We start from the raw sequence: 18,577 nt of genomic DNA on the forward strand, positions 1-18,577 counted from the left end.
GGGTAAATCTGACCCTGCTTCTTGCCGGCGGTCGCTGCTCCCGCCCGTAACTGGAGGAGCGGAACTCGAATGCGCTTATTGTTCCAACCAGACGCATGATTTGGTATGGTGCGATCGCACCATAGTCTTGTCGCAACGCGTCGCCGAATCGGCTGGACCCGATAGGCTGACGTGGCTATCTCCCGTTTGGATTTCCCCGTCCGCGGACCTTTTCGAGCAAGGCGCCGCCTGGGGCTAATGGGCTTAGGGCTGATGGGCTTGGGCAGGCAATCGTCCATGCCCGACCCCCAATCGCGCCAAAGTCGCGCCAGGGACGCTGCGGCACTTTGATTTTTGCGCATGATCCCCAGCGAAATTGATTCCGATTCTCCGGGTCATGCGCTAGCCTTGCCCGCAGTGTATTCCGACGGTTGTCGGTAGAACCGAAGCCGCGTTATAGATCCCGCAAGGGTGTTGCCGATGTTGCGACGGATCCTGCCTTTTTTCGTGTGCCCGATGCTGCTGCTAGGGGGCGGCTGCTCGCGCAGCTACGACGGCACCGTCGTCATTCCAAGGCCGCTCGATGTCCGGCGGTTCTGGGACCGGCCGCAGCAGCAGGCGCAAGCCGAACAGCCGCAGTTGCTGCAGACCGATGTCTTTCCTGCGGCGCCCGAAACGCCGGAAACAGCGGCGGCCCGCAAAATCGACACCTCCGTGGCGCCGAGAAGGAAAATCGCCAGGATTGCCAGACAACCACCGACGCCGTCATCCGAGCCGGCGAAACCGCTCACCTGCAGGAACGTCAGCCAACCAGGAAAACGGGTCCGCATGGTCTGCGAATAGCCAGCCGGCATTCAAGCGCTGGCAGCTAAAAAGATGCGCCGCCTTGAAAACGTTGCTGCGCACCCGCCGCAGCGGTTCGGTCCGCGCAGGCCGAGAGCATGAGCCGACTGGTGGGTTTCGGGCTGCCTGATCGGCGTTGCCGGCAGCCGCGTTGAACCTTATCCGGCCTTCGACGTTAAACAGCCATCGCAGTGCCCGCACAACACACGCTGTAGCGTTTCGATTTGGCGCATCCTTTCCGAACCGAACGCAGCGAGGCGGAGATCGATCCCGATCCCTGGGCGCTAGGTGGTCAAAGGAGACCGAACACATGTCCATTCACTTCACTGTCTCGGACGTGACCAGAAATCTGTTTCACTCGCTGAGAAGGGACCATGAGCGCGCGCCGAGGCCTCTCAGTCCTGAGCAACGTCTTTTGCTGGAATGCTACCTGGCCGGTCAGATTCCGGAATCGGCCTGGAGCGACTACGTCTTCGAGACGCCGGAATTGGCACGCCATGTCAATGCGAGACGCGGGCAACACTGATATCTGGTGAACCGGTCAGATCGCTCGAGGTGACGCCACCGAACAGCGCTTGGCTGAATCGGCGGCCCGATCAGCGTGCCGTTACGCTTGAAGCCGCGGCTTCCCGGGAACAATAGCCCTCGAGACAAAAAGGCCGGCACATGGCCGACCTTTCCTTCCACCTCGGCCGCGCCAGTACATCCGTGGTCACGGGTTGGAGGTGAATTGCCGACCAGTAGATAGGGATCTGGTAACGATTCCTTAACCGACGGGAACCGCTCGTCGACGCGTCGTGGCCAATCTGATTTGCGTCTTCGTGATCAGTGCAGAAAGTCGTCTTTAAATACGCCACATATTATTAATCGTTGTACACCAACGTATTAGCGTATGAGGCATATCGAAGATGCATGTCGCGCTTAAGCGCGTCGCATTGGATCCGTTCGGCCGCGACGCGCTTTAGCCTATTCTGGAAGTCGACTCATGGCCGTGCTTGGCGCTCTCCCTCCTGGCGTTCGCTGTCGACCAATTCGCGAAGCAGATTGGCAAGGAGTGGTCGACTGCCTGTGCCGGGGGTTTCCGAAGCGTGACCGGAGTTACTGGATACAGGCGCTGACCCGTTTGGCGCAGCGGCCTCCCGTCGCCGAGTTCCCACAATACGGCTTGGCCTTGGAGAAGGCCGATCGGATCGTCGGCGTTGTGCTGACCCTTTATACCCGTTATCCCGGGCAGGAAGGCGACGAAGTCCGCTGCAACCTTTCAAGCTGGTCCGTCGATGCAGAATTCCGTCCCTATGGCGCCAAATTGGTCACGACGATTCTCAAGCGAAGGGACGTGACCTACACCAATATTTCGCCGGCGCCCGCAACATTGAAAGCCAACTGGGCGCTCGGTTTTCGGCCCTTCACCACCGGACAATTTGCCTTCTTGCCGGCTTTTAGTTCGGCGCAGCGGTCATGTCGCGTGCTTGAAGCTCGTCCCGATCTTGCGGAAATGGCGATGCTGTCCGACAGCGAGAGGTACATACTCTCGGAACACTCAGCACTTGGCTGCCGGTCATTGATTTGCATTTGCGACGGAGCAGCGTTTCCTTTCGTATTGATGCCGCGCCGGATATTGCGCGGTCTTATCCCATCCTATCAGATCGTCTATTGCCGCTCCCTCGCGGATTTGAGCCGGTGCGCCGGTGCCATCGGGCGCTTTCTCTTGCGAAGCGGCATCCTGCTTTGCGTCGTCGACGCCAGGGAGCCGATTGGAGGTCTGTTCGGGTGGTACCGCGCCAACAGCGGGCTGAAATATTTTAGGGGTCCCAGACCACCCTCGCTTGGAGATCTGTCGTTCACCGAGCTTGTAATGTTCGGTCCCTGAACGACAAGCGCAGCATCAGTCATGCCGCACCGCTTTGCAGCTGAAATGGCAAAAGCGAACCCCCGCCTCTCGGGGCGAGGGTTCCTTTTTGAAAACGACGGTCTGCTACTGAACAGGGGCTGTCTGAGCTGGCGGGGTTGCGGGTGCCGGCGTCATCGTGTCGGCTGGAGGTGGCGGCAATTGGCCAGCGGTCGTCGCCTGCGTTCCTCCCGATTGAGTTTGGTCACACGCCGCCAGGGCAGCAAGCGCCAGGCCGAACGCGGCGAATAAGGGCAGTTTGCGGGTCATACACAGTCCCTTCTATGGACGCCACCCGCGCAGGCCTGATCATCAGGACCGCTGCCTCCAGGTCAATCGTCGCTTCGTCGTCGACGCTTCAAACATCCTTACGTCCCGTAAAAGGCGGCGGGCCTTCGGGCTCGGTTAGATCGGCCTGGGCAAGCAAAACCGTGAGAGTGAAAGCCTCACGCCCCGGCCTGCGACTTCACATGGGCGATATAGCCGCGCACGTCGGCCGCCGGCTCGGCATAGGCCTTGCCGAGCTTCTTTTCGATCGCCGTCATGTACTCCTTCGCCCATTGGGGCAGCGCGTAGTCGATGGCGGCCAGGAATTCGAGCGTCGCCGCCAGGCGGATGTCGGCGATCGACGGGTTCTTGCCGCCGATGAACGGCTTGCCGTTCCTGAAGAAGCTGTGAAAGACCTCCAGCGGCTCGGCTATCGCTGCTATAGCGGCCTTCTGGGCTTCCGCCTTCTTGTCGGGATGAGCGTCGCTGTGGCCGACCTCGCCGGCATATTGCGGGAAATTCAGCGCAGGATAGGTGGCGCGCGCCACATAGGGATAGAGCGTGCCGATCAGATAGAACATGGCGCTGTCGATCATCGCCCGCTTGGCCGGCGCCTTGGGATATAATTTCTCCAGCCCGTGCTTGTTGGCGAGATACTGCATGATGGCGCAGCTTTCCCACAACACACTCCTGGGCAGGCCCTTGTCCTCAATCATCGGCGTCAGATGGGCCGGGTTTCGCGCCATATACTCGGGCGAGCGCGTGCGGCCCCATACGTCGGTCTCGGAATGGTCGAGCCCGGCCGCGCGCGCAAACACCCGTACGCTCATATTGTTGACGCTCGGCTTCAGCATGCTGAGCGTCAGCGCAGGCTTCTTTCCTGATTTCGCCTTGGTCTTCCGCGCCGATTTCGCGGACGCCTTGTCTGCAGCTTTTGCGGCGGCTTTCGTTGCCGACTTGGCGGAAGCGCCTGACGCCTTGGCCGCAGGCGTTGTCGCCTTGGCCGCAGGCTTTGTCGCCTTGGCAGCTGGTTTCGTAGCGGCCTTGGCGGCCGGCTTCTTCGCACTTTTCGTGGTCGTCTTTGCCATTGTGTTCCTCCCTTTTTTGGCCTGTCGTCAGTATGGATTTTTCGGCGCGCGGTCTTCCGATAAGGTCGCACGGGAGCGCTCGACCAGCGCCTGGATCGCGTCGGCGAGATGCACTTCGGCGATTGCGTAGTCGCCGCGCGCGACGCGAAGCTTGTGCGCCTGCATCAGCACGTCGGCATGGGTAAATCCCGCCGGCGGCTCGAAACGGTAGGAAGCGAGCTCGATCAGCAGGCCGAGCGGATCCTCGAAATAGATCGAATCCATAAAACCGCGATCCTTGACGCCGCTGTGCTTGATGGCGCGCTCGTCGAGCCGGGCGACCGCCTGCAGGAAGGTGACCCGCGACACCGCAAACGCGATGTGATGGACGCAGCCCGGATCGGTCGGCGTGCGCCGTTTGACCGGCGTGCGGCTCTCGTCGGTGAAGATGGTGATCAGCCGGCCGTCGCCCGGATCGAAATAGAGGTGGCTTTCGCTGGCCTTGTCGAGGTTGGGCTGCTCGAAGATGAAAGGCATGCCAAGCACGCCTTCCCAGAAATCGATCGAGGTCTGGCGCCCGGCGCCGACCAGCGTGATGTGATGGACGCCTTGTGATTGCAATTTCTGCATTGGCCGTCTCCCTGGCAGCCGGATGTCGTCGTCGTGTTCACCTCGCCCCGGTGCCGCTCGCAGTTGTGCTGCCTTGTGCCTGGCACGAGGATTATCAGAAGATGCTAAATCAACCGGCGACGATGCGCCAGAAGCCAGGCCACATAGGGACGCTTCTTGGAAGGCCCTGGGTAGCGCAAACGGTAGCTAAGCGCTGCGAGCCTTTCGGCCGCCCTCAAGCTCGATGATTCTTTGAGCCGCCTTCGCGATAAAGCCGGACCGGGTATAACCGTGCGCCTTGGCAAAGGCGTCAATTTGGCTTAGAACATCTTCAGCGAGCGTGATGTTCACGCGGACAGCTTTCTTGGCCTCGGTCTTCACCGAAACCAAGATTGCAACGCCGTCTCGATTATCGGCGTCGGCCATGACGCCTTCCAGGCTGGAGGGTTCTGGAATGGCTTCGCCATCTTCCACAAGCCCTTCGATGTGAAAGGCAAGGGCCTCCTCAGCCATAGCACGAGCGTCGTCCAGATCGGTGCCGGCGGTGACAACGCCGGGAAAATCAGGAAAGGACACACCGTAGAGTGACGGTTCCACATCCCAAAGATATTCCTTTGGGAACCTTGCGGAGCATTGAACGTCAATCCGGTCTAAAGCTGCGGTAGATACAATGAAGCAGTATATCGGGTTGATCCATAAGGATACCGACAGCGACTTCAAGAATGGTCATACCGAGCAGGCGGATTCCACTCGGCATCGTTCTTCCCGGCCATGGCCAATGAGGGGCTGAGGAAAAGAACCACGAGGAGGAAAAAGCGCCGAGACATATCAAATCCGATGATGTTGCACGCCGGATGTGGGATATTGAATCAGCAGATGCTAGGGGGTACATCATCATTTGCGGTGTTTTTCGCTGGAGATATGATGATGTCCGAGGATGTTTCCCCCACCGCGTTCTATAAAGAAAAAGCAAAAAACATTCTGAAGGGCGAGCTGAAACGCCGGGGGATTAGCTATGAACGAGCGGCGCACGAGAGCGAGCAATCTGGCCAACAAGATAAGCCGGGGCAGCTTCACCGCCGCGTTCTTCATGATGTGCATGGACGTGATCGGCGTTCGGCAAGTCAGCCTAGAAGTTTAGGGCAGGCCCAACGGGCCATGCTCTTCATCGGCGGGCGAGGACACGCAGGGCAGCAGGGCAGCCGTAGATGGAACTTTAGCGATTTCTAAAAATTGTCTGTGATCAGTGGGCATGCCCTCCGCCCGCTGCAGATCGGGCCGCACCCGATCGGGCCCGCGCTCTCCGCCAGAGGCGCGGGCTTCTCCTACCGTTACCGATTTCGCTGAGATGGTCGGCCCGACAGCCGCTGCACTGACGCTCCACAGATCTCAGGCGGCAGGAACTGGCGCCGCCCGGCGGCTTTCCATCTGTTCGAACGATGCGCTGTCTTCATGGAACACGTAAATATTGAAGCCGGCGGGGCTTGAAAATTGCCCGCTGGCTTCGGCTAGCGGGCTTTTTGCATCTCTTGAACGGGGCAAGGCTGCATTCGCCCTCATGGACCGACTCGGGACCATAGAGCAGCAGGACAGCTTCTTCGCTCGGCAGCACGCCGGCAGGGCAAGTCGGTTCAATAGCCATGCGCACTAGCTTGAGGGCGGCCCATGCGTTGCAGATGTTATCTTGGCCGTCCATACTTTCTAGCTGATATGGGGCGGCCCAGCAGTCAGTTGGAGTTTGGGTGGTGGCCGCTGGGCCTAACCGGCGGAGCATCTGCGGGACGGTCGCCGGCTACTTCTATATATGCATAATTGCTAATTTAGTAAAATTGTCACGTTCCGTTCCCCTGGCTATCAAATCGGATGAGCTCAGAGTCAATTTGGTGCCTAAACCAGCGAGTGACGGCGGGGCCAACCATAGGGCATGCATCACTTCTAATTTCGTGTCTTCGATGCTATCGATCGCGGTAGGATCGCGGGGGCGGTAATGCTGAGTCGAGAATTAGGCTGCTTGTTTATTCACATTCCGAAGAATGGCGGGACCAGTGTCGAGGATGCCATCTGGCCGGATCGGTGTAACCGAACAGCCGACCAATATTGGAAGAACCCAGAACTAAACCGGCATCAGAAAGAAGGGCTGCACCACCTTACCGCCGCCCAAATCCGGTCAGAGATAGGGGCGGAGACTTTTGATCGTATGTTCAAGTTTTCCCTCGTCAGAAACCCATGGGACAAAGCCGTTTCACAGTTTCTCTACACCAAGACCTGGCGCCGTGATTTGCGCAAAATGCTTGGTCTGACCCGCTTTATGTCTTTCCGTTCGTATCTGAAGGCTATCCAGCGCGTCGATCATCCTCAATGGCGGGCACAACACGTGTTCATTGATGACAACAACGGAAGCTTGCTGGTTGATCACGTCGGGCGTTTTGAGCAGATCCGTGAGGAATTCACCCACGTTTCCGAGAGAATCGGGTTAGCAAACGTCGCTTGCCGCATAGCAAGAAGTCAATTCGAAAGGCCGACTACCGCGACTACTACACTCCCGAGACAAGGAACATGGTGTGGACCATCTACAGGACTGACATAGAGCGATTTGGATACGAGTTTTAGGCAGCGCGCCACCACTGGACCCAGGGTAGGAACCCAGGTCCGCCGCCTGCTGGTTTCAATGACGAGGAGTACTCGTTTGGGCATCGGGTTAACCGTTCGACGGTTTCCTTGCATCAGAAACTTGGAAGATTAGTGAGGCAGAAACATTGTTGGCGCGATGGACAAGAACGATGGCGACTATCCTCCTGAGCGTTTTCCGGGCAACCTGCCCGAGGATCTAGTGGTGGTCACGGAGGCGTGGCGGGATCGCAATTTGGTCGAGGAATGGGAAGAAGCTGACGCCGTCCTCAACAGCCAGCTTTCCGTGGTTCCGTTCCTGGTTCTGTATGTGCTCTCAATGTTGGGGTTGGCATGGTACGCCAAGGCTGGCAGGTTTCTTCTATAGCGCCGTGAGTTCCGTTACGCACCGCGGAGGTGTGAAGGTCACGGCCTGGAATCACCTTGAACCGGGAAATGCGGGAACGGCTCTGGAAACGGGTTCAGAAAGCCCCAGGACAGCCGCCAAAGGGCATGAAGCGGCCGGCGACACAAATGGGTCAAGCCGGGATGATCGGCCGCGTAAAGCCAGGAGGAAGACCTTCGGCACGCTTCGCTGCAGGATTTTTGGGATGAGAGTTAGCGACCAGTGGCAAGGGATCAGCATTCAGGATTATATTCCTCCCCGTTGCGGCGAGCCCCTCAACGGAGATCGCCATGCCCCAAAAGACCCTCGCACCCTGGCCGCCCGCGAAAGCATCTATGTCAATTGCGGACACCCGATGTGCTGCAAATCGACGAAGCTCGACATCCGGGCGCTGATCAGGCTCGGCCGTGACCACGGCTCGATGCACGACGATCTGGTCGGGCTCTTTGTCTGCTCAGCTTGCAAAGCTGCCGACCGTGACCGCCGGCCGGTGTTCTTCACATGCATTCCTGACTACGAAGGCCAGCAGCGGGCGCGCAACTTTCGAACGAGGGGGGCTGAAAGTGGCCAGCGCCCGCTGGCGCCAGCAGCCCATTGCGCAAGGGCGATTTTACGATTGAGCAGAAGGAAGTGGTCGGACTACACTAACCGCGCGTCCCAACTTTCGGATCATCCGGCGCGCTTTCCGATGGGTTTGCAAGCAGCCTCCGATCGCGTGCCACCAGCAACTTCTTTTTTCTTGCGAGCAGTTTGTGGCGATTTCCCTTAGAGTCCGCTCGGCCATCCTTTGCGGCAATCGCGTAGTCGGCTCTGTTCGTTCGATAGTCTTCGTTTTGCACAGACATGTTTCTATCTCCCGATACAGGATTAACGCGCCACAACAGAAAGCAGTTCCTCATAACGCATATGAACAATGGCGAGGTGCGATAATTCAATCTACTACCATGTCACGCAACGGCTTTTTTTGCTTCGGTGGCCTGTACTTCTCGACTAGCCTGACTTTGTCGATATCGACCGTCACAAGCGTTCCAAGGTCAATTGTCGCCCTGCCGCTTTCCTCGTCTATGCGCGTGATCTCGCCGGTAAGCTCGATCTGCTGCCCCTTCTTCACTTTGGTATTGTCGATGATCGAATGCGGGAAGTTGTACGAGGGGATTGAGAGGCTGACACGGTCCTCAGTGACCCGCCTGCGGACGGTGGCCGTGATCGCCACCAGGTCTCCAATCCCAATTCCCCGCGCCATTCCATGAGTCTGGAGCGGGCGGCATTTTAGTCAAGTGATAGCTAATATAGGTGACCGCTTCATCCAATTGATGGACGAAGCCCATCAAGGGCCGGTGCTATTTTGGATGCATGTCGCGACCTTACTTATCCCCGAGCCAGCTTGCTATCGCTATGCTCGCGATCAGCGTCAGCTATGCCGAAGCCGCGGACCGTAAGGTCGAAACCGCGACGCCCGGTACGTACGCCAATTCGAAGAACCTGCCGGTTTGCAACGGGTCAAACTCACTCTTCGAAGTCCTCGGTGACAAGTGTTTTCTCGTCAAAGGTTCGATGATCTATGGCGATATCGCCGAGCTATCCCAGATAGTTACTTTGAGTCGGTAGCCTGCGCGCGAAAGCTTCGCCCCCGTGCCCTTCATCTGCCGCTGTCCATGCCGCCGCCCGCTTTGAGCCTCACGCTAGCGCCGCCTGTTCAAGATGAACTCGATGCCGGCAGGATTCGAGCGCTACGCGGAAAGTCGCCCAGGGTTTTTCACTCGGCTCTCAGTACCTGGTGTCTGATCAACCAGTCACGAATGATCAATCGGACGGCTTCAGGTCGCGAAACATCATGCTCGGCAACGAATTGATCGACGCCCGCCAGCATGTCCGGTTGAAGGCGGACCATGATCGGCACACCCTTACCAGTTGGGGCCGGGCCGCGCCGTTTCTTTGATATCACGGTTTCTTGCTTTGGCATAAAAACTCTGATATCAGAATTCCCGTTCTTGCGGAAGCGCTAGAGCCTCACACACAACCGAATTGGAGAAGATCCGATGCCGAACACCCTTGTTCAGGCAACCGCCGAAGGCATGCCCGATGTCAACCGCCGCCGCCTTCTCAACCTGACCGGGGCAGGGCTCGCTCTCGCCGCCACCGCTGCCAGCGTTCGAAAAGCCACGGCAGTGCCGATCGACGCCGCACCAGCCGGGAGGGCAAATGCCTCGCCCGAGCTTCGTGCAGCAATCAAGGCACACAAGAGAGCGCGCGCCCATTGGGACAGCGTTTGCAGCAGCTGCGACGAGGTAGCCCTTGGCCGGAAAGCCACAGCCGCAGAACACCGGACGTGGGACGATGCCAGCAATGGCGAATATTCCGCGCTCTGGAACGTGTGTCGGTTCCCCGCCAGCACTCATGCCGACCTCGCCACAAAGGGCCGCTATCTCAAGCGGTTCCACAACACTTCCTACAGCCAGCTTTTGGAAGAACACGTCGACGCGCTCTTGCTGTCCATGATCGGGGCAGGGAAAGGTGGTGCAGTATGAATCCGGTTACCGCCGCACCGACCGTCGAACCGTTTTGCGTCTCTGACACGTTCGTCACCGGCGCCGGCCCGCTCCAGTTCATGGGCGAAAATCTCAGGCTAACCCTGCACGTCTTGCAGCGGTCGACCTATGACGGCGGCACAGAAAACGCCGTGGTCTCAAAGATTGTTGGAAGTCGCACCGACATGCTGAAAATCGCGGCCGCCATCCTTAGTGCTTGCAACTCCCGGTCAACGCCAAGCCACAGAGTGGTGGAAAACTTCATGGAGTTTCTTGAAGGGCCCACGGGACGGCACTGAAACCCGGCACCAAGACGAAAACCTAGTAGGCCCGCTGCCTCAGGGTGGCGGGCTGTTTGGATTGCGGTTCCCGTAGTTGAACAGTCAAGCAATAGCGCCGCCGGCCTCGTTCCCAGCGGCGTTCACCATCTCCAAGGAGGCAGAGTAGTTCTCCGCGACCTTAGGCATCTTCAGGCGCCTCGTTTCGGTGCCATCCTTGTCGGTCGTACTGACCTCGTTGGTCTGGAGTGCAATTTGACCCTTCCTGATAGTCATGAAGTGTAGATGCGGGCTCACACCATCCACTGGATGGTCAGAAACTTCGAGGCTGAGAGACAGCGCCATCATCTGTGACCAGCCCTCGCTTGCTTGCATACTGATTGTGGCGCCCGGTTCACGGAAATAGGTTCGGACCAGCCTTTTGTACTCGCGGACCTTGGACCCGGAGCCGATATGGAGAGCGGCGAAGAGGTCTCGCTTAGCAGCGTGTGGCACGAAATGCGGCGCCACCATGCGGATTATGGCGATGGGCGTAGCGCCAGGCCAGCCCATGTCGCGTTTGAATGAGCAGCCCACCAAGAGCAACTGGCAGCCGACGTCACGCTCAGCGGCGGGCTGGCGCCTGAACACCTCCCGCGCGATGCGCTGGATGTCCACTGCCGCTGCCTCGGGCTCGTACGTCTTCCCCGGTGGCGTTGCCACGCTGTAGCGGCTCTGCAGAACCTCCCAGATGGCAAAACCGCAGGCTACCGAGCCGGCGAATCCTAGCCCAATGTACGGGCCCAGGGCGTAGACCTTCCTGAGCATGTCGCGGCGCTGGCCGTTCCGAAGCGAAACCCTGACGTCCGAGACGAGCACGCCAACGCCAAAGACCGAGGAAGCTCCAATCACCCATGTCATGCGGACCCGCCCGTATGTGTTAAGCGATTGCGATAGTCGCACGGAACTTGGGCCCTATGCGACGGGCCTAACGATTCGTTTGTGGCCAAAAAGGAAATTGGCCAAATGTTGGACAGGTCGGCGAGGTTTTCAGCTAAGTCGTTGAAATCCTTGGTACGCCCAAGGGGAATCGAACCCCTGTTCCCGCCGTGAGAGGGCGGTGTCCTGACCGCTAGACGATGGGCGCGTTCAAGAACCGGCGATATAGGCTGACGGCCGGGAAAAAGCAACTGGGCTTCTGGCAGTCAATGATGTCGGGGAAATATCGGTTGCAGACCTATCGTTTTGGCTCGATCAAGTCCCAGGGATTTCCATGGAGATCGGCGAAAACCGCCACAGTGCCATAGGGCTCAACGCGAGGTGCCTCGCGGAATTCAACGCCCTTTGCGAGCATTGCCGCGTGGTCGCGGACAAAATCATCGGTTTCGAGAAACAAAAAGACGCGGCCGCCGGCCTGGTTGCCGATGCGGGTTGCTTGCGTATCGTCCGACGCTTCGGCCAGCAGCAGCTGCGCGCCTTGTCCGTTCGCCGGCGCCACCGTGACCCAGCGCTTGCCGCCGCCGAGATCGACGTCCTCGGTGAGCAAAAAGCCCAGCTTGTCGACATACCAGGCGATCGCCTCATCGTAATTTGCGACGACAAGCGCGACAATGGCGACGCGGCGATTTTCGGCGAAACCAATCATTTGTTGCGGATCGAAAAGCGACCGATGATGCGGCGCTCAGTGATGTCGTAGACAAAAATGGCGCGGCTGCCGTCGGCAAGCTCCGCATCGATGGAGACGCGGTCGCCGGAAAGCGACTGGCTGATGACCTTGGCGCCGACCGGCAGCACGATGTCGCCGGTCAGCGGCTCGCCTGATGGCACCTGGATGTCGCCGGCAAGGGACGGGTCTGCCGGTGGCGCGGTGCGCGTTTTGTAGACAAGGGCTGCAATCACCACCATAAGGGCGAGGAACAGCAAGCCGAGATTGATAGCGACGAAGCGGACGAGCTTCTTGCGCACCTTTTCGACTTCGGGGTCGAGCGGCTTTTCCTCGTCTTCATCGGCAGCAGCCATGGCAAACCATTCCGGAACGATTTTCGATGAGCGCTCATAACGAAGAGACCCCGATATTGATAGAGGATGGAATGACGGGCGGATCACCAGACACTGTCGAGGGATCGCCAGACGGATCGGTCGTGCTGGAAGCAGGCCCCGATGCGGCCGGCCAGCGGCTCGACCAATGGCTGGCGGGCAAGCTCGGCCCGGACATGTCGCGCAGCCGGGTGCAGATGCTGATCAGACAGGGCGCCGTCAAGGTCGGCGGCCGGCCGGTCAACGAGACCAAACGCAAGATGGCGGCCGGTGACCGGGTATCGGTCGAAATGCCGGAGCCGGAGCCGGCGGAGCCGCAAGGCGAGAACATCCCGCTCGACGTCCTCTATGAAGACAATGAATTGATCGTCATCGACAAGCCGCCGGGGCTGGTCGTCCATCCCGGCGCCGGCAACTGGACCGGCACGCTGGTCAATGCGCTGATCCACCATTGCGGCGACAGTCTTTCCGGCATCGGCGGTGTGCGGCGGCCGGGCATCGTCCACCGACTGGACAAGGAGACCAGCGGCGTCATGGTCGTGGCCAAGACCAACCGCGCCCACAAATCATTGTCGGAGGCCTTTGCCGACCATGGCCTGACCGGCGATCTCAAACGCGCCTATCTGGCGCTGGTCTGGGGCATTCCGATGAGACCGACAGGCACGGTCGACGAGCCACTCGGTCGCGCCGCCGACCGCGTGCGCCGTGCCGTGGTGCCAGAGGGCCGCGACGATGCCCGCCACGCCGTCACCCACTTCACGGTGGTCGAGCGCTTTGGCGAGCAGCAAAAGGAGTTTGCCACGGCGAGCCTGGTCGAATGCCGGCTCGAGACCGGCCGCACCCATCAGATCCGCGTCCACATGGCTCATATCGGCCATCCGGTCGTCGGCGATCCCGATTACGGCCAGGCCTTTCGCACCAAGGCGAACCGGCTGCCCGAGCCGCTGAAAGGCCAGGTGAAGGCCTTTCAGCGACAGGCATTGCATGCCCGCCTGCTTGAATTTCGGCATCCGACTACCCATTTGTCGATGAGGTTCGAGGCGCCGCTACCGAGCGACATGGAGGAACTCGTGGACGGCTTCCGCAGACTCTGAACCAGCTTCATCCATTCAAAACCAGATCGGCAAAAACCTGACCCGCGTTGTTCACTTTGGCGTGACACACTGTTTCGTGTTGAACCAAATGCTGTCCTTTCTGGTTTTGTTCCTGTATACATCCGCTGTCGCGAACGAGCCTTTTGGCGTTCGTGACATATGCCCGCCGCGTTAGGGGGCACCACTCCAAGAGAGAGGGGCGCTATCATGGCCCAGTCACTACCCAGTATCGTTTCCGGCGAAGGCGGCCTCAGCCGCTACCTGGAAGAAATCCGTCGCTTTCCGATGCTTCAGCCGCAGGAAGAGTACATGCTCGCCAAGCGTTACGCTGAGCACGAGGACACCACGGCTGCGCACAAGCTCGTCACCAGCCACCTTCGGCTCGTCGCCAAGATCGCCATGGGCTATCGCGGCTACGGCCTGCCGATCGGCGAAGTGATCTCGGAAGGCAATGTCGGCCTGATGCAGGCCGTCAAGAAATTCGAACCGGAGCGCGGCTTCCGGCTCGCCACCTACGCCATGTGGTGGATCAAGGCCTCGATCCAGGAATACATTTTGCGCTCGTGGAGCCTGGTCAAGATGGGCACCACCGCCAACCAGAAGCGCCTGTTCTTCAACCTGCGCAAGGTGAAGGGCAAGATCCAGGCGCTCGACGACGGCGACTTGAAGCCCGAGCAGATCGCCGAGATCGCCACCCGCCTCAACGTGTCGGAAGCGGAAGTGGTGTCGATGAACCGCCGCCTGTCGGGCGACGCCTCGCTCAACGCGCCGATCCGGGCGAGCGAAGGCGAGTCCGGTGAGTGGCAGGACTGGCTGGTCGATGACCACGAAAGCCAGGAAGAGGCGCTGATCGAGCAGGACGAACTGGAAAACCGGCGCGGCATGCTGTCCGGCGCTCTTGCCGTGCTCAACGAGCGCGAGCGGCGCATCTTCGAGGCGCGCCGCCTGGCCGAGGAGCCGCTGACGCTGGAAGAGCTGTCGGCCGAGTTCGACATCAGCCGCGAGCGCGTGCGCCAGATCGAGGTGCGCGCCTTCGAGAAGGTGCAGGACGCGGTCAAGGCCGCAGCCAAGCGCCAGATGCAGGCGCTGCGCACCATCGAGGCGCAGCCGGCGGCGTAAAACCTCCGGCAAAAACAAATAGCGGCGACGTCAGGTAACTGGCGTCGCCTTTTTTATGGTCCACTGACTGCGGGGGAACTGTCCCTTGGTGTCATAGTCTAGCTGGATTGCCGGTTCCGCCGCGCCTTTGCGAACGCCCGATCCGTCGTCAGCTCAACCTTCGGTGTGATCAGCCTGGCTGGCTCATAGCGGCAATATAGCAATTTTCCCCAAGCCCTGGAAACCGCAACGCTGCAAATTGTGGCGGCAATGTTCCGGCGCCGACACCGGCTTCCGTCGCGAAATTTCACGAGGCGGCGCTTGCGGCAAGCGGACGCGACGATGGGCCGTCGGGGCTGCGCTGGGCAGTTGAGCTCGCCTATTTGGAAACCAAAGGCAGTATGACGATGACGATTTCTCCGTTTCTCACCGCTCTCGGATCCGAAGGTCCCCCAGCCGACCGAGCGAAAGACATGGACCTGTATGGATGGCTAATTGGAAGCTGGGAAATGGACACGGTCCACCACCTCGACGACGGCACAATCCAGAAGTGGACCGGAGAATGCCATTTTGGCTGGGTGCTCGAAGGCCGCGCGATTCAGGACGTCTGGATCAGGCCCAAGCGCCCTGCGCCGTCCACGATGTATGGCACGACTTTGCGCATCTTCGATCCTGGGATCGATGGCTGGCACATCATATGGAACGACCCGCTCAACCGAGATCACTCGCGCCAGATCGGGCGGGCCGAGGGTAAGGGCATTGTCCAACTCGGCACTGACGCGCGCGGTCTGAAAACTCGATGGCGTTTCACTGAGATCACCGCCAACAGCTTCCATTGGATCGGCGAGGAAAGATCTTCCGAGTGCGACCCTTGGCAAATCACGTATGAACATTTAGTCCGCCGAACAAAGCCCTGAAGCTAGGCTGGCTGTCCTCTGCGCTGCCCCTCATCCGGCTGCCGGTGTCCAGTTGATAGATGGGTACCTTCTCCCCGTATAGTGGCGGGGAGAAGAGGCAGATCGCACCGCCGGCACTCTTTGTTGCAACGTCGAAAATTAGCGAAATCGTCAGTGAAAGCGTCTTTCTCCCCGTCACTATACGGGAAGAAATGTCCGGTCCACCCTCCGCAGCTGCAGCGCAGCTGCTGGGGAGGACGGGCAGGACAATGAGGGGCGGCGCTGGCTTCCGGAATGCGAAGTTCCGTCTGCCAACGACTCCTCAAAGGCAATCGAGCGGAAATTTCAAATAGCGGCGGCCGTTGGATTCCGGTTCCGGCAAGCGCCCGCCATTCATGTTGACCTGCAGCGCGTGCAGGATCAGCCTCGGCATCGGCAGCGTCCTGTCGCGCGCCTCGCGCAACGCAACGAAATCGGCCTCTGACCTGCAAGCGGCAACATGGCTGTTCTTGGATTTTTGTTCCGCGACCGTGCTCTCCCACAAGGGCTCGCGCCCCTCCGCCTGGTAGTCATGACCGACGAACAGACGTGTCTCGTCCGGCAGCGCGAGGATATTTTGGATCGAGCGCCAGAGTTGCGCGGCACTGCCGCCGGGAAAGTCCGCTCTCGCCGTGCCGCTGTCCGGCATGAACAGCGTATCGTGGATGAAAGCGGCGTCGCCGATCACATAGGTGATCGAGGCCAGCGTGTGGCCCGGCGAAAAAAGCACCTTTGCCGGGATGCCGCCGACCGAAAATGTCTCGCCGTCGGCAAACAGCCTGTTCCACTGGGATCCGTCGGCAGGAAACCCCGGCCAGTTGTAGATTGCCTTCCACAGTTTCTGGACGTCGACGACCTTCTCGCCGATCGCCGTCGGCGCTCCTGTCTTCGTGCTGAGATAGTGCGCCGCCGAGAAATGGTCGGCGTGCGGGTGGGTGTCGAGGATCCATTCGACAACCAGCCGTTGATCTCTAATGAAGTCGAGCAGGGCGTCGGCATTTTTCGTGGCAGTGCTGCCGGACTTCTCGTCGAAATCCAGGACCGGATCGATGATTGCGCATCGTCGCGTCTGCGGGTCGGCAACGACATACTGGATGGACCCGCTCGGCTTGTCGTAAAAGCCTGCCACCTGCAGCTTGGCCGATGATGCGTCCAATCCCGGCTCCCTCGACTCCCACCCGGCAGGAATGGTTTTCCCTGCCGGGGTAAAAGAAGAGCATGGTCATTCGCCAGCGCCACGCCGTCAAGCACCGCATGCTTCGCCGAGGCAAAAAAGCCGAAAATCCTTCCGTGCCGCCTTCTCAGGCGGAGGGCTGCTTGGTCTTCCGGAGATACGGCAGGATCGTCTCGAAGGCGCCGAAACGCTTGACCGCATCCTCGTTGGAAACAGCGGCGGTGATGATGACGTCCTCGCCCTGCTTCCAGTTCGCCGGCGTCGCCACCTGGTGCTTGGCGGTCAACTGTATGGAATCGATCGCACGCAGGATCTCATCGAAGTTACGGCCGGTCGTCATCGGATAGGTGAGAACCAGCTTGATCTTCTTGTCGGGGCCGATGACATAAACTGAACGCACCGTAGCGTTGTCGGCGGGCGTGCGGCCTTCCGAGGTTTCGCCGGCGCCCGCCGGCAGCATCTCGTAAAGCTTGGCGACCTTGAGGTCCTTGTCGCCGATCAGCGGGTAGTTCACCGATTGGCCGGTCGCCTTTTTGATATCATCCTGCCATTTGCCATGGCTTTCGACCGGATCAACGGAAATGCCGATGATCTTGACGTTGCGCTTCTTGAACTCGCCTTCCAGCCCGGCCATCGTGCCGAGCTCGGTCGTGCAGACCGGCGTGAAATTCTTCGGATGGCTGAAAAGCACCGCCCAGCCGTCACCGATCCATTCGTGGAAGTTGATCGTCCCTTGCGTGGTTTCGGCCGTGAAATCCGGCGCGGTGTCGTTGATACGAAGGCTCATGATGCGTCCCTACCCTGTGATTGCAGCCGGCATGGACCATCCACCGGCCCTGCTTCCGCCTTTTTACCACTGCGGCGTCATCCTTCATACGCCTGTTGCACCGGTACCGGGGCCGGCGACGACAACTTTTTCGCCTTTTGTCGTAAACAGCAGCATTTCCCGCCCATTGATGCCGGCGCAATAGGGCGTTGGGCGCGACAGTAGTGGAAATCTAGGCCTTGTTCACCGCCAGCGTCGTGGCCAGATCTTCCATGCGCTGGGCGAGCGCGCCAAGCGCTTGGGTCAGCACGGAATCGTTCTTGTCGGCCTTGGTCAGCGCATCGTCACGCGTCTTGCGCAGCGTCAGCACTTCGCTTTCCATGCCCTTGACGCGTTTTTGCAGTTCCGAAAGCTCGTCCATGACCATGATGCCGGCCATCACGGTCAGCCGTTGGTCGCCGATTTCGCCGAATGAGTCTTTCAGATGCGAGACATAGCGGTCGAAGCGCTCGGCAAGGTCGATCAGATGCTCTTCCTGGCCTTCGTCGCAAGCCATGCGATACTGCTTGCCATCGATGGAAACCGTGACTTGTGCCATTGGGCCAGCCCCTATCTATCCAACACGGCGCGGATGGTTTCCATGGCGGTCACCAGCCGACGCGACACTTCCTTGTTGGCGTCTTCCAGCCGTTCGGCGCGCGCTTCGGAATTGTCGAGTTCCTGCGCCAGCCGCGAGCGGTCGGCGTTCATGCGCTGCACCTCCGCCTCGGCTTCCGTATAGTCGCGCTCGTGCTCGAGCTTGGCCGCGACGGCGTTTTCCAGCCCCTCGATGGCCTTACCCAGCCTGGCGATGACTTCCTTGAGTGTCGTTTCCCCGGTCATGGCTTTCGTCCTGCGCCCTGCCCATCGCCGAATCATCCACGTTCAGAACGCGTTATGTCTGAAACATTACGCGCCGTGTGAAGCCAACGTCAATAAAGCTCTCGCGACTGTCCCCTGCTAACGCTAATTTAGGCCACCAA

Annotated in this window: 24 protein-coding genes, 1 tRNA gene and 1 pseudogene; 13 read left to right on the forward strand and 13 right to left on the reverse strand. The window is 59.7% G+C overall.

The window, feature by feature from the left end; translation table 11 throughout:
• Positions 1-495: 495 nt before the first annotated feature.
• The 3 genes from AC0L2C_RS17490 to AC0L2C_RS17500 all read left to right on the forward strand — a co-directional run bounded on the left by AC0L2C_RS17490 (position 496) and on the right by AC0L2C_RS17500 (position 2,692).
• Positions 496-822 (forward strand): hypothetical protein, encoded by a 327-nt coding sequence (locus tag AC0L2C_RS17490; RefSeq protein WP_287305578.1) that lies wholly within the window; start codon positions 496-498, stop codon positions 820-822.
• A 310-nt stretch (positions 823-1,132) separates the two neighbouring features.
• Positions 1,133-1,348: a hypothetical protein gene (locus AC0L2C_RS17495; protein WP_473523991.1), complete on the forward strand. Its 216-nt coding sequence runs from the start codon at positions 1,133-1,135 to the stop codon at positions 1,346-1,348.
• A 459-nt stretch (positions 1,349-1,807) separates the two neighbouring features.
• Positions 1,808-2,692 carry a hypothetical protein gene (locus tag AC0L2C_RS17500; protein ID WP_236368840.1) on the forward strand — a complete coding sequence of 295 codons (885 nt, stop codon included), beginning with the start codon at positions 1,808-1,810 and terminating at the stop codon, positions 2,690-2,692.
• Between the two features lie 464 nt (positions 2,693-3,156).
• Here AC0L2C_RS17500 and AC0L2C_RS17505 read toward each other — a convergent pair whose 3' ends face one another.
• From AC0L2C_RS17505 to AC0L2C_RS17515, 3 genes are all read right to left on the reverse strand, one after another.
• Positions 3,157-4,065: a glutathione S-transferase family protein gene (locus tag AC0L2C_RS17505; protein WP_473523992.1), complete on the reverse strand. Its 909-nt coding sequence runs from the start codon at positions 4,063-4,065 to the stop codon at positions 3,157-3,159.
• A 27-nt stretch (positions 4,066-4,092) separates the two neighbouring features.
• On the reverse strand, positions 4,093-4,674 hold the full coding sequence (locus AC0L2C_RS17510) for a VOC family protein (RefSeq protein ID WP_027153486.1): 582 nt from the start codon (positions 4,672-4,674) through the stop codon (positions 4,093-4,095).
• A gap of 186 nt (positions 4,675-4,860) precedes the next feature.
• A complete protein-coding gene (locus tag AC0L2C_RS17515) occupies positions 4,861-5,250 on the reverse strand; it encodes a type II toxin-antitoxin system HicB family antitoxin (protein WP_287238252.1) in 390 nt (129 codons plus the stop codon).
• Here AC0L2C_RS17515 and AC0L2C_RS17520 point away from each other — a divergent pair.
• The 5 genes and pseudogenes from AC0L2C_RS17520 to AC0L2C_RS17540 form a co-directional block, all read left to right on the forward strand.
• A pseudogene (locus tag AC0L2C_RS17520) lies at positions 5,223-5,318 on the forward strand (type II toxin-antitoxin system HicA family toxin); the annotation flags it as partial. The gene AC0L2C_RS17515 and the pseudogene AC0L2C_RS17520 overlap by 28 nt on opposite strands.
• Positions 5,319-5,517: 199 nt before the next feature.
• Positions 5,518-5,883 carry a DUF6471 domain-containing protein gene (locus tag AC0L2C_RS17525; RefSeq protein ID WP_473523993.1) on the forward strand — a complete coding sequence of 122 codons (366 nt, stop codon included), beginning with the start codon at positions 5,518-5,520 and terminating at the stop codon, positions 5,881-5,883.
• Positions 5,884-6,640: 757 nt separating this feature from the next.
• Positions 6,641-7,240, forward strand: a complete 600-nt coding sequence (locus tag AC0L2C_RS17530; RefSeq protein WP_473523994.1) for a sulfotransferase family 2 domain-containing protein — start codon at positions 6,641-6,643, stop codon at positions 7,238-7,240.
• 180 nt (positions 7,241-7,420) lie between these two features.
• Positions 7,421-7,648, forward strand: a complete 228-nt coding sequence (locus AC0L2C_RS17535; RefSeq protein WP_287238255.1) for a hypothetical protein — start codon at positions 7,421-7,423, stop codon at positions 7,646-7,648.
• 223 nt (positions 7,649-7,871) lie between these two features.
• On the forward strand, positions 7,872-8,435 hold the full coding sequence (locus AC0L2C_RS17540; RefSeq protein WP_287238256.1) for a hypothetical protein: 564 nt from the start codon (positions 7,872-7,874) through the stop codon (positions 8,433-8,435).
• A 162-nt stretch (positions 8,436-8,597) separates the two neighbouring features.
• On the opposite strand, the gene AC0L2C_RS17545 is transcribed toward AC0L2C_RS17540, so the two are convergent.
• Both AC0L2C_RS17545 and AC0L2C_RS17550 read right to left on the reverse strand, forming a co-directional pair.
• A complete protein-coding gene (locus AC0L2C_RS17545) occupies positions 8,598-8,879 on the reverse strand; it encodes a hypothetical protein (protein ID WP_353842963.1) in 282 nt (93 codons plus the stop codon).
• 543 nt (positions 8,880-9,422) lie between these two features.
• The gene (locus AC0L2C_RS17550; RefSeq protein WP_031256390.1) at positions 9,423-9,629 is read right to left on the reverse strand and encodes a ribbon-helix-helix domain-containing protein; all 207 of its coding nucleotides are present in this window, start codon (positions 9,627-9,629) and stop codon (positions 9,423-9,425) included.
• 76 nt (positions 9,630-9,705) lie between these two features.
• Between AC0L2C_RS17550 and AC0L2C_RS17555 the strand changes: the two genes are divergently transcribed.
• Together AC0L2C_RS17555 and AC0L2C_RS17560 are read left to right on the forward strand one after the other, a co-directional pair.
• Positions 9,706-10,194, forward strand: a complete 489-nt coding sequence (locus tag AC0L2C_RS17555) for a hypothetical protein (RefSeq protein ID WP_473523995.1) — start codon at positions 9,706-9,708, stop codon at positions 10,192-10,194.
• Positions 10,191-10,493: a hypothetical protein gene (locus AC0L2C_RS17560; RefSeq protein WP_473523996.1), complete on the forward strand. Its 303-nt coding sequence runs from the start codon at positions 10,191-10,193 to the stop codon at positions 10,491-10,493. Before AC0L2C_RS17555 ends, AC0L2C_RS17560 begins: the two co-directional genes overlap by 4 nt.
• Before the next feature lie 84 nt (positions 10,494-10,577).
• Here AC0L2C_RS17560 and AC0L2C_RS17565 read toward each other — a convergent pair whose 3' ends face one another.
• The 4 genes from AC0L2C_RS17565 to AC0L2C_RS17580 form a co-directional block, all read right to left on the reverse strand.
• The gene (locus AC0L2C_RS17565) at positions 10,578-11,372 is read right to left on the reverse strand and encodes an Ntn hydrolase family protein (protein WP_473523997.1); all 795 of its coding nucleotides are present in this window, start codon (positions 11,370-11,372) and stop codon (positions 10,578-10,580) included.
• Between the two features lie 151 nt (positions 11,373-11,523).
• Positions 11,524-11,598, reverse strand: a tRNA-Glu gene (locus AC0L2C_RS17570).
• A gap of 90 nt (positions 11,599-11,688) precedes the next feature.
• The gene (locus AC0L2C_RS17575; RefSeq protein ID WP_473523998.1) at positions 11,689-12,096 is read right to left on the reverse strand and encodes a VOC family protein; all 408 of its coding nucleotides are present in this window, start codon (positions 12,094-12,096) and stop codon (positions 11,689-11,691) included.
• Entirely contained in the window at positions 12,093-12,470 is a 378-nt protein-coding gene (locus tag AC0L2C_RS17580; RefSeq protein ID WP_287177018.1) for a fimbrial protein, read from the reverse strand. Before AC0L2C_RS17580 ends, AC0L2C_RS17575 begins: the two co-directional genes overlap by 4 nt.
• A 26-nt stretch (positions 12,471-12,496) precedes the next feature.
• On the opposite strand from AC0L2C_RS17580, the gene AC0L2C_RS17585 reads away from it, so the two are divergent.
• The 3 genes from AC0L2C_RS17585 to AC0L2C_RS17595 all read left to right on the forward strand — a co-directional run bounded on the left by AC0L2C_RS17585 (position 12,497) and on the right by AC0L2C_RS17595 (position 15,597).
• Positions 12,497-13,582 carry an RluA family pseudouridine synthase gene (locus AC0L2C_RS17585; protein WP_287238261.1) on the forward strand — a complete coding sequence of 362 codons (1,086 nt, stop codon included), beginning with the start codon at positions 12,497-12,499 and terminating at the stop codon, positions 13,580-13,582.
• A 207-nt stretch (positions 13,583-13,789) separates the two neighbouring features.
• Complete coding sequence (gene rpoH / locus AC0L2C_RS17590; RefSeq protein ID WP_023797074.1) at positions 13,790-14,701, forward strand: RNA polymerase sigma factor RpoH; 912 nt, start codon at positions 13,790-13,792, stop codon at positions 14,699-14,701.
• 488 nt (positions 14,702-15,189) lie between these two features.
• Entirely contained in the window at positions 15,190-15,597 is a 408-nt protein-coding gene (locus AC0L2C_RS17595; RefSeq protein WP_287238262.1) for a hypothetical protein, read from the forward strand.
• A 301-nt stretch (positions 15,598-15,898) separates the two neighbouring features.
• Here the strand turns inward: AC0L2C_RS17595 and AC0L2C_RS17600 are convergent, their stop codons facing one another.
• The 4 genes from AC0L2C_RS17600 to AC0L2C_RS17615 form a co-directional block, all read right to left on the reverse strand.
• Positions 15,899-16,771 (reverse strand): MBL fold metallo-hydrolase, encoded by an 873-nt coding sequence (locus AC0L2C_RS17600; RefSeq protein WP_128246014.1) that lies wholly within the window; start codon positions 16,769-16,771, stop codon positions 15,899-15,901.
• Between the two features lie 145 nt (positions 16,772-16,916).
• A complete protein-coding gene (locus tag AC0L2C_RS17605; RefSeq protein WP_077380501.1) occupies positions 16,917-17,576 on the reverse strand; it encodes a peroxiredoxin in 660 nt (219 codons plus the stop codon).
• Between the two features lie 211 nt (positions 17,577-17,787).
• Positions 17,788-18,153, reverse strand: a complete 366-nt coding sequence (locus AC0L2C_RS17610; protein WP_023797070.1) for a cell division protein ZapA — start codon at positions 18,151-18,153, stop codon at positions 17,788-17,790.
• 11 nt (positions 18,154-18,164) lie between these two features.
• Positions 18,165-18,437 (reverse strand): DUF4164 domain-containing protein, encoded by a 273-nt coding sequence (locus AC0L2C_RS17615; RefSeq protein WP_023797069.1) that lies wholly within the window; start codon positions 18,435-18,437, stop codon positions 18,165-18,167.
• Between the last annotated feature and the right edge of the window lie 140 nt (positions 18,438-18,577).

This window comes from Mesorhizobium sp. WSM4845 (assembly GCF_055811455.1).